The 16,814-nt window shown below is 61.5% G+C and carries 14 protein-coding genes; 9 read left to right on the top strand and 5 right to left on the bottom strand.

Features of this window, described 5'->3' with window-relative positions; translation table 11 throughout:
- The first annotated feature begins 11 nt into the window (after positions 1-11).
- Positions 12-494 (top strand): retropepsin-like aspartic endopeptidase RimB, encoded by a 483-nt coding sequence (gene rimB, locus OSC50_RS23445; protein ID WP_005783815.1) that lies wholly within the window; start codon positions 12-14, stop codon positions 492-494.
- Positions 491-1,396, top strand: coding sequence for a 30S ribosomal protein S6--L-glutamate ligase (rimK, locus tag OSC50_RS23450; RefSeq protein WP_003171022.1), 906 nt, complete (start codon positions 491-493; stop codon positions 1,394-1,396). The genes rimB and rimK overlap by 4 nt, the downstream gene beginning before the upstream one ends.
- 96 nt (positions 1,397-1,492) lie before the next feature.
- On the opposite strand, the gene OSC50_RS23455 is transcribed toward rimK, so the two are convergent.
- A complete protein-coding gene (locus OSC50_RS23455) occupies positions 1,493-2,806 on the bottom strand; it encodes an ATP-binding protein (protein ID WP_266245421.1) in 1,314 nt (437 codons plus the stop codon).
- A gap of 117 nt (positions 2,807-2,923) precedes the next feature.
- A complete protein-coding gene (gene ompR, locus OSC50_RS23460; protein WP_181081031.1) occupies positions 2,924-3,664 on the bottom strand; it encodes an osmolarity response regulator transcription factor OmpR in 741 nt (246 codons plus the stop codon).
- Positions 3,665-4,020: 356 nt separating this feature from the next.
- Between ompR and OSC50_RS23465 the strand changes: the two genes are divergently transcribed.
- The 7 genes from OSC50_RS23465 (at position 4,021) to tauD (ending at position 12,171) form a co-directional block, all read left to right on the top strand.
- Entirely contained in the window at positions 4,021-6,345 is a 2,325-nt protein-coding gene (locus tag OSC50_RS23465; RefSeq protein ID WP_266245419.1) for a Tex family protein, read from the top strand.
- The gene (locus OSC50_RS23470; protein ID WP_253509958.1) at positions 6,345-6,728 is read left to right on the top strand and encodes a PaaI family thioesterase; all 384 of its coding nucleotides are present in this window, start codon (positions 6,345-6,347) and stop codon (positions 6,726-6,728) included. The genes OSC50_RS23465 and OSC50_RS23470 overlap by 1 nt, the downstream gene beginning before the upstream one ends.
- 214 nt (positions 6,729-6,942) lie before the next feature.
- Positions 6,943-8,526 carry a glutamate--cysteine ligase gene (gene gshA, locus OSC50_RS23475; RefSeq protein WP_181081034.1) on the top strand — a complete coding sequence of 528 codons (1,584 nt, stop codon included), beginning with the start codon at positions 6,943-6,945 and terminating at the stop codon, positions 8,524-8,526.
- A gap of 190 nt (positions 8,527-8,716) precedes the next feature.
- Positions 8,717-9,694 carry a taurine ABC transporter substrate-binding protein gene (gene tauA, locus OSC50_RS23480; RefSeq protein ID WP_253509957.1) on the top strand — a complete coding sequence of 326 codons (978 nt, stop codon included), beginning with the start codon at positions 8,717-8,719 and terminating at the stop codon, positions 9,692-9,694.
- A gap of 15 nt (positions 9,695-9,709) precedes the next feature.
- Positions 9,710-10,489, top strand: coding sequence for a taurine ABC transporter ATP-binding subunit (gene tauB / locus OSC50_RS23485; RefSeq protein ID WP_181081036.1), 780 nt, complete (start codon positions 9,710-9,712; stop codon positions 10,487-10,489).
- Positions 10,486-11,322 (top strand): taurine ABC transporter permease TauC, encoded by an 837-nt coding sequence (gene tauC, locus OSC50_RS23490; RefSeq protein ID WP_181081037.1) that lies wholly within the window; start codon positions 10,486-10,488, stop codon positions 11,320-11,322. The genes tauB and tauC overlap by 4 nt, the downstream gene beginning before the upstream one ends.
- Before the next feature lie 12 nt (positions 11,323-11,334).
- Positions 11,335-12,171 (top strand): taurine dioxygenase, encoded by an 837-nt coding sequence (tauD, locus tag OSC50_RS23495; RefSeq protein ID WP_181081038.1) that lies wholly within the window; start codon positions 11,335-11,337, stop codon positions 12,169-12,171.
- 60 nt (positions 12,172-12,231) lie between these two features.
- Here tauD and mgrA read toward each other — a convergent pair whose 3' ends face one another.
- The 3 genes from mgrA to epsC form a co-directional block, all read right to left on the bottom strand.
- Positions 12,232-13,269, bottom strand: coding sequence for an L-glyceraldehyde 3-phosphate reductase (mgrA, locus tag OSC50_RS23500; RefSeq protein ID WP_266245418.1), 1,038 nt, complete (start codon positions 13,267-13,269; stop codon positions 12,232-12,234).
- Positions 13,270-13,441: 172 nt separating this feature from the next.
- On the bottom strand, positions 13,442-15,403 hold the full coding sequence (betT, locus tag OSC50_RS23505; protein ID WP_266247446.1) for a choline transporter BetT: 1,962 nt from the start codon (positions 15,401-15,403) through the stop codon (positions 13,442-13,444).
- Between the two features lie 346 nt (positions 15,404-15,749).
- Positions 15,750-16,676, bottom strand: a complete 927-nt coding sequence (gene epsC, locus OSC50_RS23510) for a serine O-acetyltransferase EpsC (protein ID WP_253509955.1) — start codon at positions 16,674-16,676, stop codon at positions 15,750-15,752.
- Between the last annotated feature and the right edge of the window lie 138 nt (positions 16,677-16,814).

Raw genomic sequence — 16,814 nt, forward strand, 5'->3', positions numbered from 1 at the left:
GGTTACCCATATTGAAGACATTTGACCATTTGACCGTTGTGGGTCTGCGTGAGTGGGTGGCCCTTCCCGACCTGGGAGTGGCAGGGCTGCGCGCGAAGATTGATACGGGTGCCAGCACTTCCAGCCTGCACGCCACCGACATTGAGCCATTCGAGCGCGACGGCGAAAAGTGGGTGCGTTTTACCGCACACCTGGGCAGCGTTGTGCAACTGCGCCATCGTCGCTGTGAAGCGCCCCTGGTGACGATGAAAACCATCAAGAGCTCCAACGGCCATGCGCAGGTGCGTTATGTGATCAGCACCACGCTGGCGTTGGGTGATCGGGTATGGCGGGTGGAATTCACCCTGGCCTGCCGCAAAGCCATGCGTTACCGCCTGTTGCTGGGCTCCAAGGCGCTGATCGACGGCCAATTGGTGGTCAATCCCGGCGTCAAGTACGTTCAAGACAAGCCGGTGTTCCCGGTCTCTACTATTTCTGCCCCAGGTGCTGCATGAAGATTGCTGTGCTGTCGCGAAACCCGCGTCTGTATTCCACCCGCCGCCTGGTCGAGGCCGGCACTGAACGTGGCCATGAAATGGTGGTGATCGACACGTTGCGTGCCTACATGAACATTGCCAGCCACAAGCCGCAAATTCACTACCGGGGCAAGCCTCTTGAGGGATTTGACGCGGTCATCCCGCGTATCGGGGCATCGGTGACGTTCTATGGCTGCGCCGTTTTACGGCAGTTTGAAATGATGGGGGTATTCCCGCTGAACGAATCGGTTGCCATTGCGCGTTCGCGGGACAAACTGCGCTCGTTGCAATTGCTGTCTCGCCGGGGCATCGGCTTGCCGGTCACCGGTTTTGCCCATTCGCCCGACGACATCCCGGACTTGATCGAAATGGTCAACGGCGCACCGCTGGTGATCAAGGTATTAGAGGGCACGCAAGGCATCGGCGTGGTGCTGTGTGAAACCGCCACCGCGGCCGAGTCGGTGATCGAGGCCTTCATGGGCCTCAAGCAGAACATCATGGTGCAGGAATACATCAAGGAAGCCGGCGGGGCGGACATCCGCTGCTTCGTGGTGGGCGACAAAGTCATCGCCGCCATGAAGCGCCAGGCCAAGCCGGGTGAGTTTCGCTCCAACCTGCACCGCGGCGGCAGTGCCAGCCTGATCAAGATCACCCCGGAAGAACGCATGACCGCGCTGCGGGCGGCCAAGGTGATGGGCTTGGCGGTAGCGGGGGTGGATATCCTGCGTTCCAATCATGGGCCGCTGGTGATGGAGGTGAATTCCTCACCCGGCCTGGAAGGTATCGAGACCACCACCGGCAAGGATGTGGCGGGGATCATCATCCAGCATCTGGAAAAAAACGGCGGGCCGAATATGACCAGGACAAAGGGCAAGGGTTAGGGACGCCGCTGTTAGCTTCAAGCGATAAGCTGCAAGAAAGGGCAAAAGCTGTCGGCCTTTCGCTTGCGGCTTAAAGCTTGAAACTTGCCGCTGTCTCTATACCGCATCTCTTGGCAGCATCAGCCCAAGCGGCAAGCGCACCCTCGCTTCCAGGCCGCCGCCTTCGCGGTTACGCAACTCGACATTGCCACCATGCATCGAAGCAATCCGTCGCACGATCGCCAGGCCCAGGCCCGTCCCCTTGCCGCCACGTGCACGATCCCCTCGGGTGAACGGGTTGAAGATACCTTCCAGCTCCGCAGGATCAATGCCGGTGCCGCGGTCCATCACGCTCAGCACCACATACGGGGCAGTGCTGTCCCCGGACACGTACGCTGCCACTTCCACATCCGAACCGGCGTGATGGAGGGCGTTGCCGATCAGGTTGTTCAACAGGCGCTTCATCGACACGCGCCGCAGCGCGAACGGTTGGATCGGCTGCAGGCGCATGCGCACCTGCTCGCCGTTCTGGTTATAGGGCGCGACGACCTCACGCACCAGCTCGGTCAGGTCGACTTCCTCGACCATTTCGTCACGGCCATCACGGATAAACGCCAGGAACTGGTCGAGGATCGCGTCCATGTCTTCAATGTCGCGGACCATGTCAACTGTCAGGTCGGTAGGATTGCCCATCAACTCAAGGGACAGGCGCAGTCGCGTCAACGGCGTGCGCAAGTCGTGAGACACGCCGGCCAGCATCAGCTCGCGTTCGCGGCCGGCCTGTTCGACGTCCTCCGCCATCTGGTTGAAGGCGCTGTACACCTCAGTCATTTCACTGGGCGTATCGCTGACTGGTAAGCGCACACTGCGGCCCTGGCCCAGTTGCCGGGCAGCGAACACCAGACGCTTGAGCGGCTGGTTGAGCTGGCGCACGAAGATCCACGCGGACGCGGTTGAAAGCAGCCCAATGGCCAGGAACCAACCCAGCACGTTCCAGATTTTCTGCCCGCGCAAAGGGTGCGGATACAGCGGCACCTTCATCCAATCCTCGCCCAGGCTTGGCGCACGTACCCACAATGCGGGCGATACATGCATGCGCAACCGTACTTCGGTGTCCTCCCCCAGTTCGGCCTGCATCTGCCGCTGGTAGATTTCGCTGTAGGGCCAGTGCTGCTCGCCTTCCGGCACCCCGGCACCGGCCACGCGCACCAGCGTGGCGGCCTTGGCGATCTTCTCGCGATTCTCGGGGTCGGCGGCCCAATAGGCACGCAGCGTCAACGCGACACCATGGCTGTATTGCCGGTCCACCAGCACGTCCTCGTTCATCAGCAGATAAACCAGGGTAAGAGCCTTGGAAAACAGAACGACGATCAGCACCAGCCAAAGGGTGCGGGAGAAGAAACTTTGCGGGAACCACAGCGGGGTTTTCATAGAGGACAGCTGGACACCTTGCAGGAATGAGCGGCGCTCGCAGAATTGCAGACGCCAGGCATCCCGTCGACCTTTATGGAGTCAAACGCCAGGATGCCCGCACCTGCAAGTCATTGATCACTTTGTAGCAGTGCCATCCGGCACGAACACATACCCCACACCCCACACCGTCTGGATATAACGCGGTTTGGACGGGTCCGGTTCGATCATCCGGCGCAAACGTGAGATCTGTACGTCGATGGAACGCTCCAGCGCGTCCCACTCGCGACCACGGGCCAGGTTCATCAGTTTGTCACGCGTGAGCGGCTGACGCGCGTTCATGACCAGCGCCTTCAGCACGGCGAATTCGCCGGTGGTCAGCATGTGCACTTCTTCGCCGCGCTTGAGCTCGCGGGTCGCCAGCGACAGCTCGTAGTCGCCAAACGTGACGCTCTCGTCTTCACTGCCCGGAGCGCCCGGCACCGCCGGTGCCTGACGACGCAGGACCGCTTTGACACGCGCCATCAACTCATCGGGATTGAACGGCTTGGCCAAGTAGTCATCGGCGCCCAGTTCGAGCCCCTTGATGCGGCTAAGCTCGTCGCCCTTGGCGGTGAGCATGATGATGGGAATCTGGTTGTTGGCACCGCGCAGGCGCTTGCAGGCGGTCAGGCCGTCTTCGCCGGGCAGCATGAGGTCGAGCACGACAAGATTGAACACTTCACGCCCCAGGAGGCGGTCCATCTGCTCGGTATTCGGTACCGCGCGGGCTCGATAGCCTTTGGAGTTGAAGAAACGCTCCAGCAGGCTGCTCAGCCCCGGATCGTCATCAACGATGAGAATTTTTTCGCCTTCAGCAGTGTGTGCAGTGCTGCTCATTGGATGCTCCTCTTATCTCGGCGCGCATTATGGCCTAGCTGCCGTTATACGCACCGTGTGCATTGTTAGCAGATTTTTCCTCTACTGCCAGCGAACCCGCGCCCTACAACCTCCTGGCACAGTACCCCCCAAGGGCAGAACGCCGGTTATAATGCCGCGCCTTCGTGCAGGGCAACGTCAGATCGTTACCGTTTACTGCAGGGCTTTTTTCACCCGCTTGTCGTGATTTTTTCGATTTCGAGGGTCAATAGGCTGCCTTTGACCCAGGCAGCGGCGCCGGTCGGGCCGCTCAACCAGTCTCGCAAGGCCTTGTTTTCCGGGCTCGCGAGCTGCTTTTCAGAATTTCAGGTGGTTTTATGGACAGCATCAACAGCCGCATTGCCGAGGAACTCGGTGTACGCCCACAACAGGTCGAAGCGGCCGTCGCGCTACTGGACGAAGGCTCCACGGTGCCCTTTATTGCCCGTTACCGTAAAGAAGTGACCGGCAGCCTCGACGATACCCAATTGCGGCATCTGGAAGAGCGCCTGCGCTACCTGCGAGAACTCGACGAACGGCGTATCAGCATCCTCGCCAGCATCGAGGAACAGGGCAAGCTGACCCCGCAACTGGAGCGCGACATCAAGCTTGCGGACACCAAGACCCGCCTCGAAGACCTTTACCTTCCATACAAACAGAAGCGCCGCACCAAAGGCCAGATCGCCCTGGAAGCCGGCCTCGGCGAGTTGGCCGACGACCTGTTCAACGACCCGTCGCTGACCCCGGAAACCGAAGCCGCGCGCTTTGTCGATGCCGAAAAAGGCGTCGCCGACACCAAGGCCGCGCTGGAGGGTGCCAAGTACATCCTCATGGAACGCTTCGCCGAAGACGCCAGCCTGCTGGAAAAGCTGCGTAACTATTTGAAGCAGGAAGCCATTCTCAGTGCCCGTGTGATCGCCGGCAAAGAGGAAGAAGGCGCCAAGTTCCGTGACTATTTCGAACACGACGAGCCGCTCAAGAGCATGCCGTCCCACCGTGCCCTCGCCATTTTCCGCGGCCGCAACGAAGGCATTCTCAGCTCCTCGCTCAAGGTCGGCGATGAACTGCCAGGCACCATGCACCCGTGCGAAGGCATGATCGGTCAACAATTCGGCATCCAGAATCAAAACCGCCCTGCGGACAAATGGCTCGGTGAAGTGGTGCGCTGGACCTGGAAGGTCAAGCTCTACACCCACCTGGAAACCGACCTGCTGGGTGAGCTGCGCGACGGTGCCGAGACCGAGGCGATCAACGTATTCGCCCACAACCTGCACGACCTGCTGCTGGCCGCCCCGGCCGGTCCGCGCGCCACGCTGGGTCTGGACCCTGGCCTGCGCACCGGTTGCAAGGTCGCCGTGGTCGACGCCACCGGCAAGCTGCTGGACCACGCCACCGTGTACCCGCACGTGCCGCACAACAAGTGGGACCAGACCCTCGCGATCCTCGCCGCCCTGTGTGCCAAGCATTCGGTCGACCTGATCGCCATCGGCAACGGCACCGCCAGCCGCGAAACCGACAAACTGGCCGCCGAACTGATCAAAAAATACCCAGCCATGAAGATGACCAAAGTCATGGTTTCCGAAGCGGGCGCGTCGGTATATTCGGCGTCGGAGCTGGCTTCCAAGGAATTCCCGGACCTCGACGTATCGATCCGTGGCGCGGTCTCCATTGCCCGTCGCCTGCAGGACCCCTTGGCCGAACTGGTGAAGATCGACCCTAAATCCATCGGCGTCGGCCAGTACCAGCACGACGTGTCGCAGTTAAAGCTGGCACGCGGCCTGGATGCGGTCGTCGAAGACTGTGTAAACGCCGTGGGTGTGGACGTGAACACCGCTTCGGTGGCGCTGCTGGCGCGAATTTCCGGCCTTAACGCCACCCTGGCGCAGAACATCGTCAACCACCGCGATGAAAACGGCGCATTCAAGACCCGCGCAGCGCTGAAAAAAGTCGCACGCCTGGGTGAAAAAACCTTCGAGCAGGCCGCCGGTTTCCTGCGCGTCATGAACGGTGACAACCCGCTGGACGCCTCGGCGGTCCACCCGGAAGCCTACCCGCTGGTGCAGCGAATTGCCGCCGAGACCGACCGCGACATCCGCTCGCTGATCGGCGACGCCGCGTTCCTCAAGCGCCTGGACCCGAAGAAGTACACCGACGAAACCTTCGGCGTGCCGACCATCACCGACATCCTGCAAGAGCTGGAAAAACCGGGCCGCGACCCGCGCCCCGAGTTCAAGACAGCAGAATTCCAGGACGGTGTCGAAGACCTCAAGGACCTGCAACCGGGCATGATCCTCGAAGGTGTGGTGACCAACGTCACCAACTTCGGCGCTTTTGTGGACATCGGTGTGCATCAGGACGGTTTGGTGCATATTTCCGCGCTTTCGGAGAAATTCATCAAGGATCCGCGCGAAGCGGTCAAGGCCGGTGACGTGGTCAAGGTCAAGGTCATGGAAGTCGACATCCCGCGCAAACGCGTCGGCCTGTCGATGCGCATGAGCGACACCCCCGGCGAGAAAATCGACGGTGCCCGTGGCGCACGCCCTGGCTCCGCTGCGCGTTCGTCGCAGAACAGCGCACCGCGCAAGGAAACCGCCACGGCAGCGCCGAGCAACAATGCCATGGCCTCGTTGTTCGCCAACGCCAAACAGTTGAAGAAACGTTGATGGACATCCCCGCAGGCCTGGCGCAGAGCGCCTTCAGCGAGCTGATCGGCTGCCGCCTGCAACGTCTGGAACCGGGCGTTGCCGAGGTGGCCCTGAGCCTGGCGCCGCAGCTGCGCAACCGCGCAGGCAAGCTGCATGGCGGGGCGATATTCAGCCTGGTGGACATCACCATGGGACTGGCCTGTTCCAGCGCCCATGGTTTCGACCAGCAGAGCGCGACCATCGAATGCAAGATCAATTACATTCGCGCCGTGGAGGAAGGTGAAGTGCTGTGCACCAGCCGCATCATTCACGCAGGTCGTCGCACATTGGTGGTCGAGGCGGATGTGTACCAGGGCGAAAAACTTGTCGCAAAAGCACAGGGCACGTTCGCTGTCCTATAGCTCCCCGCCCCTGATTTGAGTTAATTTCGGCGCTGCGCTAACAGCGTCGGAATTTTCTTGCTGCGCTATAGCCCAATTCATGGAATGAAGTAGGCTTTTCCAAAGCGGGTCAACTTGACTCAAAACCAGGCGATCACGCCAGTTTTAACTTCACCCTTGTAGACCGTCCTGCCCACCCCCATATTGGGGCGACTGACGCGTGAAGGAATCCAACTTGAGCGAACTTCTCAACCGCCGCCTGGCCCTGCTCGGCAAGCGCGAACACCTCTCCCTGCTAGAGCAGTGCCTGCACGGCATCGAGCGCGAATGCCTACGTGTCACAGGTGAAGGTCGCCTGGCGCAGACGCCGCACCCCGAAGCCCTGGGCGCTGCGTTGACCCACGAGCAGATCACCACCGATTATTCGGAGTCGCTGCTGGAGTTCATCACGCCAGCCTTGCCCAACCCGGCCGACACCCTGAGCAGCCTGGAAAAAATCCACCGCTTTGCCTACACCAAGCTGGGCAGCGAATACCTGTGGAGCCCCTCGATGCCGTGCCCGTTGCCGGCCGAGGAAGATATTCCGATTGCCTACTACGGCACCTCCAATATCGGACAGCTCAAGTATGTGTACCGCAAGGGCCTGGCGCTGCGTTACGGCAAGACCATGCAGTGCATCGCCGGAATCCATTACAACTTCTCGCTGCCGGAAAAATTATGGCCGCTGCTCAAGGAAGCCGAAGGCTTTGTCGGCACCGACCGCGAATTCCAGTCCGATGCGTATATCGCGCTGATCCGTAATTTCCGCCGCTACAGCTGGCTGTTGATGTACCTGTTCGGTGCCTCGCCGGCCCTGGATGCAGGGTTCCTTCGCGGTCGCTCGCACCAGTTGGAAGCGCTCGACGCCGACACCCTCTATCTGCCTTACGCCACCAGCCTGCGCATGAGTGACCTGGGTTACCAGAGTAACGCTCAGGCCGGCCTGACGCCGTGCTACAACGACCTGGCCAGTTACACCGACAGTCTGCGCAAAGCGGTGGCAACGCCTTACGCGCCGTACGTCGAAATCGGCACGCACAAGGACGGTGAGTGGGTACAACTCAACACCAACATCCTGCAGATCGAAAACGAGTACTACTCCAATATCCGCCCCAAGCGCGTGACCTACACCGGCGAACGGCCGATCCAGGCGCTGATGGCGCGGGGCATCCAGTACATCGAAGTGCGCTGCCTGGACATCAACCCCTTCCTGCCGATGGGCATCGACCTGCCGGAGTCGCGGTTCCTCGACGCGTTCCTGTTGTACTGCGCGCTCAATGACAGCCCGCTGTTCGCCAACAACGAATGTGGCAACGCTACTTCCAACTTCCTCAGCGTGGTCAAGGAAGGTCGCCGCCCAGGCCTGCAATTGCAGCGTCAGGGCCAGGCCGTGGACATGAAGGAATGGGCCGCGGAGTTGCTGGAACAGATCGCGCCGCTGGCCGCCCTGCTCGATGAAAGCCACGGCATCACCGAACACAGCCAGGCGCTGGACGCCCAGTTGGCCAAGGTCAAGGACCCGTCCCTGACGCCGTCAGCGCAGGTGCTGGCAGCGATGGCCGAGCGCAAAGAGAGTTTCGCGCAGTTTTCCCTGCACCAGAGCGAGCTGCATGCCGAGTATTTCCGCAAAGAGCCGCTGGCGGCCGAGGAACAGGCACGTTTTGAAGAACTGGCGCGCGCGTCGCTGGCACAGCAGGCGGAGCTGGAGCAGAACGAAGTGGGCGATTTTGATGTGTTTGTCGGGTCGTACCAGGCGAGCATTCTCGCCATCAGCAACTGACTGAAGCCGAACCCGGCGCAAAATGTGAGAGGGGGATTGCCCCCTCCCCACATTTGCCCTCATCCATCTCCAGATTCGCCTCAACCTTTCGCCCATAAGCTAATTCGAAAATGTTATTTATTTTCGAATTCTTAGATCATTTAGTCTCCTCACACGCCGACCCTCGGCCGCCTGATTGAGGAGCTTCCCCTTGAAACTGTTAACCCCTCTGCGCCTCCTGGCCGCGTTGTCCCTGGCCGGTGCCAGCCTGTTCGCCCAGGCGGCGGATGTGACCATCGCTTACCAGACCACCGTAGACCCGGCCAAAGTTGCCCAGGCCGACGGCGCGTATGAAAAAGCCACCAACGCCAAGATCGACTGGCGCAAATTCGACAACGGCGCCGACATCATCGCCGCCATCGCCTCCGGCGACGTGCAGATCGGTTACCTCGGCTCCAGCCCGCTGACCGCTGCGATCACACGCAAGGTGCCGGTGCAGACTTTTCTCGTTGCCACCCAGATCGGCGGCGCCGAAGCGCTGGTGGCGCGCAATGGTTCCGGGATCAACGGCCCCCAGGACCTGATCGGCAAGAAAGTCGCTGTGCCCTTCGTTTCCACCGGCCACTACAGCCTGTTGGCCGCGTTGAAGCACTGGAACATCGACCCGTCGAAAGTGACCATCCTGAACCTGGCCCCGCCGGCGATCATCGCGGCCTGGAAGCGCGGTGATATCGACGCCACTTACGTATGGGACCCAGCCTTGGGCGTGGCCAAGGAGAACGGCAAGGTGCTGATCACTTCCGGCGAACTGGCCAAGCTCGGTGCGCCGACTTTCGATGCGTGGATCGTGCGCAAGGATTTTGCCCAGAAGCACCCGGAAATCGTCACGGCCTTCGCCAAGGTCACGCTGGACGCCTACGCGGCGTACCGCAAAGACCCGCAGGCCTGGCTGGCCGACACAAGCAACATCGACAAACTGGTGAAGCTTTCCGGGGCCAAGGCCAGTGACATCCCGCTGCTGTTGCAAGGCAACGTCTACCCGCTGGCCGCTGACCAGGTGGGCCTGCTCGGCGCACCGACCACCCAGGCTGTGACCGATACGGCGGTGTTCCTCAAGGAACAAGGCAAAGTCGACGCCGTGCTGCCGGACTACGCCCCCTACATCAGCGCACAGTTCATCACTCACTGACCCGGGAGTTCATCGATGGCCTTGCTACAACTGGAGCGCATCAGCGCACAGTACCCAGGCGCCCCAACACCGGTGCTGGCGGATATTTCACTTGAGCTCGGCCCCCGGCAATTGCTGGTGGCTCTCGGCCCGTCCGGCAGCGGCAAGACTTCGCTGTTAAACCTGATTGCCGGTTTCGTCGAACCCAGCGCTGGCCGCATCACTCTGGACGGCGCAGTGGTCAAGGGCCCAAGCGCCGAACGCGGCGTGGTGTTCCAGGACGACGCCTTGTTGCCCTGGCAGGACGTGCTGGCCAACGTCGGTTTCGGCCTCGAGCTGGCCGGCGTGGCCAAGGCGCAACGCGAAGTGCGCGCACGGGAAATGCTGGCATTGGTGGACCTGGCCGGTTTCGATAATCGCCGCATCTGGCAGCTCTCCGGTGGGCAGAAGCAACGCGTCGGCCTCGCCCGCGCGTTGGCGGCCGACCCGCGCGTACTGCTGATGGACGAGCCGTTCGGCGCGCTGGATGCCTTCACGCGCGAACAAATGCAGGAATTGCTGCTGCAAGTCTGGCGGCGCACGGCCAAGCCGGTGTTCCTGATTACCCATGACATCGAAGAGGCGGTGTTCCTCGCCACTGACCTGATCCTGCTGGCGCCCAATCCCGGCCACATCGTCGAACGCCTGCACCTGGACTTCGGCCAACGCTACGCCGCCGGTGAATCGGCGCGGGCGATCAAGTCCGATCCACGCTTTATCGAAACCCGCGAACACGTACTGGGCAAGGTGTTCTCCCAACGGCAGGTATCCGTATGAGCAGCTATGAACTCCCTGTCACCACCAGCCAGCCGGCGCCACACAGGGTTATCCCGCTGCGTCGTAGCCTGAGTACGCGCTGGATCAGTGTATTGACCCTGTTCGTCTTGCTGGCCGCCTGGTGGGCCGTCACCGCCAGCGGCATGATTGAGCCGCTGTTTCTGCCGCCGCCATCCGCCGTGCTGCAAAAAGGGTGGTTGCTGGCAACCAGCGGCTACATGGACTCAACGTTGTGGCAGCATCTGGCCGCAAGCCTGGGGCGCATCGGGCTGGGGCTGGGTTTCGCGGTGCTGACCGCCGTGCCCGTAGGCATCGCCATCGGCGCCAACCGCATCGCCCGGGGCATCCTCGATCCGGTGATCGAATTCTATCGGCCGATCCCGCCCCTGGCTTATCTGCCGTTAATCGTAATCTGGTGCGGCATTGGCGAGCTTTCCAAGGTGCTGCTGATCTACCTGGCGATTTTTGCACCGATCGCCATCGCCACCGCGACCGGCGTGCGCACCGTCGACCCGGCCAAGCTGCGCGCCGCGCAATCGTTGGGCGCGAGCCGTGCCCAGCTGATTCGCCACGTGATCCTGCCCAGCGCCCTGCCCGACATCCTCACCGGAGTGCGCATCGGCCTGGGCGTGGGTTGGTCGACGCTGGTCGCCGCTGAACTGATCGCGGCCACCAGTGGCCTGGGGTTCATGGTGCAGTCGGCGGCGCAGTTCCTGGTCACCGATGTGGTGGTGCTGGGCATTCTGGTAATCGCCCTGATCGCCTTCGCCATGGAAATGGGCCTGCGTGCCCTGCAGCGTAAATGGGTGCCCTGGCATGGCCAGGCACATTGAGTGATGAGAACGATGAGCAACCTCACCGTAACCCCCTTGAGCACCGCCCTGGGCGCCCAGATCAGTGGTGTCGACATCACCCGGCCGTTGAGCCCTGAACAGCGCGACGCCATCGAGCAGGCATTGCTCACTCACTCGGTGCTGTTCTTTCGAGACCAGCCGATCACCCCTGCACAACAAGCGCGATTCGCGGCGAATTTCGGCGACCTGCACATTCACCCGATCTACCCCAACGTGCCGGAACAGCCCGAAGTGCTGGTGCTCGACACCGCCGTCACCGACGTACGCGACAACGCCGTGTGGCACACCGACGTGACCTTCCTGCCCACTCCGGCGCTCGGCGCCGTACTCAGTGCCAAGCTGCTGCCGGCATTTGGCGGCGACACATTATGGGCCAGCGGCATTGCAGCTTATGAAGCGTTGTCGGAACCGCTGAAAATGCTGCTGAATGGCCTCACCGCGACCCACGATTTCATCCAGTCCTTCCCGCTGGAACGCTTCGGCAACAGCGCCGAAGACCTGGCGCGCTGGGAAGCAGCCCGCAGGAAAAACCCGCCGCTGTCGCACCCGGTCGTGCGTACGCATCCGGTCAGCGGGCGTAAGTCGCTGTTTGTCAATGAAGGGTTCACCACCCGGATCAATGAACTTGAGCCGGCAGAGAGCGAAGCAATCCTCAAGCTGCTGTTTGCCCACGCCACACGGCCGGAGTTCACCCTCCGCTGGCGCTGGCAGGAGAACGACGTGGCGTTCTGGGACAATCGCGTCACCCAGCACTACGCAGTGGACGATTACCGGCCGCAGCGGCGCGTGATGCACCGGGCGACGATCCTCGGGGACGTGCCGTTCTGAACCACACCTATCAAAGTGGGAGGGGCTTGCCCCCTCTCACATTGATCAGGTTGAACCTGATTACTCAGCGGTAGATGGCTTTTCCCACAAGTTAATCCCGCCTTCCTGTGCAAACCGATCGATCTGCGCCAGTTCTTCCGCGCTGAAGCTCAGGTTCTTCAACGCACCGACGTTTTCGATGATCTGCTCCGGACGGCTCGCGCCGATCAGCGCACTGGTCACCCGTGGATCGCGCAGGGTCCAGGCCAACGCCATTTGTGCCAGGCTCTGGCCACGGCGCTGGGCAATTTCGTTCAGCGCACGCACGTGGGCAATGTTGCTTTCCGACAGGTGCCTGTCCTGCAACGAACCGCCACCTGGGCGGTTGACCCGTGCGTCGGCGGGTACGCCGTTGAGGTACTTGTCAGTGAGCAAACCCTGAGCCAGCGGCGTGAAGGCGATTACCCCGGCGCCGAGTTCTTCGGTCGTATCCAGCAGGTCTTTTTCCACCCAGCGGTTGAGCAGGTTGTAGGCCGGTTGGTGGATCAACAGCGGTACTTTCCACTCTTTGAGCAACGCGGCCATCTCGCGGGTTTTGACCCCGGAGTAGGACGAAATGCCGATATACAGCGCCTTGCCCTGTTGCACGGCGGTGGCCAGCGCGCTGGCGGTTTCTTCCAGCGGCGTGTCGGCGTCGAAGCGGTGGGAGTAGAAGATGTCCACGTAATCCACGCCCAGGCGTTGCAGGCTCTGGTCGAGGCTGGCCAGTACGTATTTGCGCGAACCGCCGCCCTGGCCATAGGGGCCGGGCCACATGTCCCAGCCGGCTTTGCTGGAGATGATCAGTTCGTCACGGTAATGCTTGAAGTCTTCGCGCAGCAGACGGCCGAAATTGATCTCGGCGCTGCCGTAGGGCGGGCCGTAGTTGTTGGCCAGGTCAAAGTGGTTGATGCCCAGGTCGAATGCGGTACGCAGCAAGGCGCGCTGGGTGTCGATCGGGGTGCTGTCGCCAAAGTTGTGCCACAGCCCCAGGGACAGTGCCGGGAGCACCAGGCCACTGCGGCCTACACGGCGATACGGAAGCGTTTCATAGCGGTTTTCGGCAGCAATATAAGTCATCGAATCCTCTCTTGGAGTAGGGCTAATAAGGTCTGGGAATAAGGCTATTCCCAGACCTTTGAGCAGCTGAATCGCTTAACTTCGCCTTTTCCGTTTTACAGCAAAGTCCTACCCGAGAGGAACAACCTGACGCGGCGTGATCGGCACGCGTCAGGCGACGCAAGCCTCTTCTCTAGCGCACCAAGTGCAGGAACTGCAGATGACGCTCGTACTGGTCGAGGATGTCGTTGATGATCTGCTCCTTGGTGTAGCCCACCAGGTCGTAGTCCTGGCTGCCTTCGCTCAAATGCACCTCGGCCCGGTAATAGCGACGGTTGTTGATCGCTTTCTTGCCCATGCCACCCAGGGCAAACGACGGCGTGAAGTACCCGCGCATCTGCACCTGATAGACAAACGGACGCTCCTCGCCGTGGCCGATTTCCAGGCTGACGCTGTCGTTGGCCGGGTCCGGTTGGGTCACGACGTTCAGGCCCTTCTCGACAAACACCGCGGTCACTTCTTCGATGGCCGGGCGCACGGTCGATTCGAGGAAACGGTACACCTCATCACGCGACGGAAAATGCACGGCCTGGCTCAAGCGTTGACGCCAACCGCCACGGCCCTTGCGTGACGCAGAGATCGGCGCCAGCGAATGCAACTGGGCGATCTGCTTTTGCGACTCCATGTAGAACGCCTTGTGCAGCCCCCACATCATCAGCAGCAGAATCAGCGAGAACGGCAAAGAGGTCAGTACCACCGCCGACTTGAGCGAATCGATACTGCCGGCGAACAGCAACGCACTGGTCACCAGTGCCGTCATCGCGCCCCAGAACACCCGCAGCCACTTCGGCCCATCTTCGTCGGCGTTGCCGCCCTTGGACGACAGCGTCGACAGCACCACGGTGCCGGAATCGGCCGAGGTGACGAAGAACACAAAGCTGATAAACACCGTGACGGCGATCACGGTCTTGCTCCACGGATAGGTTTCCAGCAGCAGGTAGAGACTCATCGATGGGTTGTCGATGGCCGACTGACCGAGCGCCGCCATGCCGTGGTTGAGCACTTGGTCGATGGCACTGTTACCGAAGATCGACATCCACGCCAGGGTGAAACCCAGCGGGATCAGCAGTACACCGAACACGAATTCACGAATGGTGCGGCCACGGGAAATCCGCGCGATAAACAGGCCCACGAACGGCGACCATGCGATCCACCAGGCCCAGTAGAACACGGTCCAACCGCCCAGCCAGTCGCTGGGTTTGTTGTAGGCGTAGACGTCGAAACTCTTGGTCGGCAGGGCGCCGAGGTAGTCGCCGATGTTCTGAATCAGGGTGTTGAGCAAGTGCTGGGTAGGGCCGGCAAACAACACGAACAGCAGCAACGCACAGGCCAGCAGCATGTTAATGTCGGACATCACCCGCACGCCCTTGTCCACGCCGGCGATAGCCACCAGGATCGCAGCGCCCATCATCAGGGTGATCAAACCAACCTGGATCCACTGTGTGTGGGCGATGCCGAACAGGTAGTCCAGGCCGGAGTTGAGATGCAACACGCCGAAACCCATGTCGGCGCCCAGGCCGAACACCGTGGCGATGATGCCGAAGCCATCCACCGCATAACCGATGGGGCCGTTGATGCGCTTGCCGATCAGCGGGTACAGCGCCGAACGCAACGCCAGCGGCAGGTTATGCCGGTAGGCGAAGTACGCCAGGGCCATGCCGACGAAGGCGAACACGCCCCAGCCATGCAGGCCCCAATGCAGGAACAGCACCTGCATGGCCTGGCGCGCGGCGTCGGCGTTCATCGGTGCGCCCTGGGGCGGTTGCACCAGGTGCGTCAGCGGCTCGGACACGCAGAAGAAAAACAGCGTGATGCTGATACCGGCGGCGAACAGCATGCCGGCCCAGGACAAGTAACTGAATTCGGGCTCGTCGTGGTCGGCACCGAGTTTTATCTTGCCGTAGCCCGATAACGCGGTGACCACCACGAAGACCAGATACAGGGTCATCGCCAGCATGTAGTACCAGCCGACCGTGTTGGCCGCCCAGTTTTGCGCCGCCAGCAGCCAGGCACCGGCCTGTTGCGGAATAGCGATGACGGTGATGCCGAACAGCAGAATGAAGGTCGCGGCAAAGTAGAAAACGGGCGCATTCATGCGCACCAGGCCGCTGGAAGGGGTAGACGATGCACTCATGAGCGATGCACCCCTGGGATGTGAAATGTGGCTGGGAAAAACAGACTCAGCAAAGGTAAGCCTCCTGTTGTGAGCGGGCAGCGAACCACCGGTTTAACTTGAACGAACGTTCAAGTTAAACATGAATAGGTGGTTTGGGACTAATCGCAGGGCTGAGCGGTATGACGGGTGAGCACGGGAGATCGTTCAGCGACGGCTGACCGAAATAGGGCCCCGGTGTGGAATACAGTCAGGGCTAACCCCCCCGATGGCGGTGGACAGGCGGCTTGTAGTGAGCCTCCTCCCACAGATGACCGGTGCAGGCGCTCTACTTCTGTGCCCCATCATCATGCTGCAGATTCGCCTGGGTAATGTTCGCCCCAGCCGGCACATTGCGGGTCAGCCACACATTGCCGCCGATAGTCGAGCCCTTGCCGATGGTGATGCGCCCCAGGATCGTCGCCCCGGCGTAGATCACGACGTCATCCTCGACGATCGGGTGGCGCGGGTGGCCTTTTTGCAGCTGCCCATCTTCATCCGCCGGGAAACGCTTGGCCCCCAGCGTCACCGCCTGGTAGATACGCACGCGTTCGCCGATGATCGCGGTCTCGCCGATCACCACGCCCGTACCGTGGTCGATAAAGAAACTCGGGCCGATCTGCGCGCCGGGGTGGATATCGATACCGGTGGCCGAATGGGCGATTTCCGCGCTGATGCGTGCCAGCAACGGCAAACCGGCGCGGTACAAATGGTGCGCGAGGCGATGGTGAATCACCGCCAGGATCCCCGGGTAGCACAGCAGCACTTCATCCACACTGCGCGCAGCCGGGTCGCCGTGGTAGGCAGCCAGTACGTCGGTGTCCAGCAGGCTGCGCAGGGCCGGCAAGGCCAGGGCGAACCCCTGGATCAGGCGGATGGCATGGGCATCGATTTGACTGTCATCCTGGCCGCCCTGGCGCGCGGCGTAGCGCAGTTCCAGGCGCGCCTGGGCAAGCAGGGCATTGAGGGCCACATCGAGGGTATGGCCGACGTAGAAGTCTTCACTTTCTTCACGCAGGTCCGCCGGCCCGAGGCGCATCGGAAACAGCGCGCCGCACAACGATTCAAGAATCTGCGCTACCGCTTCACGCGACGGCAACTCACGCCCACCATGCTCGCCGCTCAGGCGGCCATTGCGGGTACGCCACTGGTCGCGGGCACCGCGCAGTTGACTGACGATGGTCTGCAATTGCCAATGGCTGGAACGCTCACTCACGGTTGTCACTCCTGACGAAATGGCCATCACTTTACGACATGGGCACCGGCCTCCATTAAGAACCAATGGTGTGATGCTCATAACCATCAGACATAAGCGATTGACGGTTGCCCGTTCAAAAGTGCCTGCCTATAGTCG

This window comes from Pseudomonas quebecensis, assembly GCF_026410085.1.
GTDB classification, from domain to species: Bacteria; Pseudomonadota; Gammaproteobacteria; order Pseudomonadales; family Pseudomonadaceae; genus Aquipseudomonas; species Aquipseudomonas quebecensis.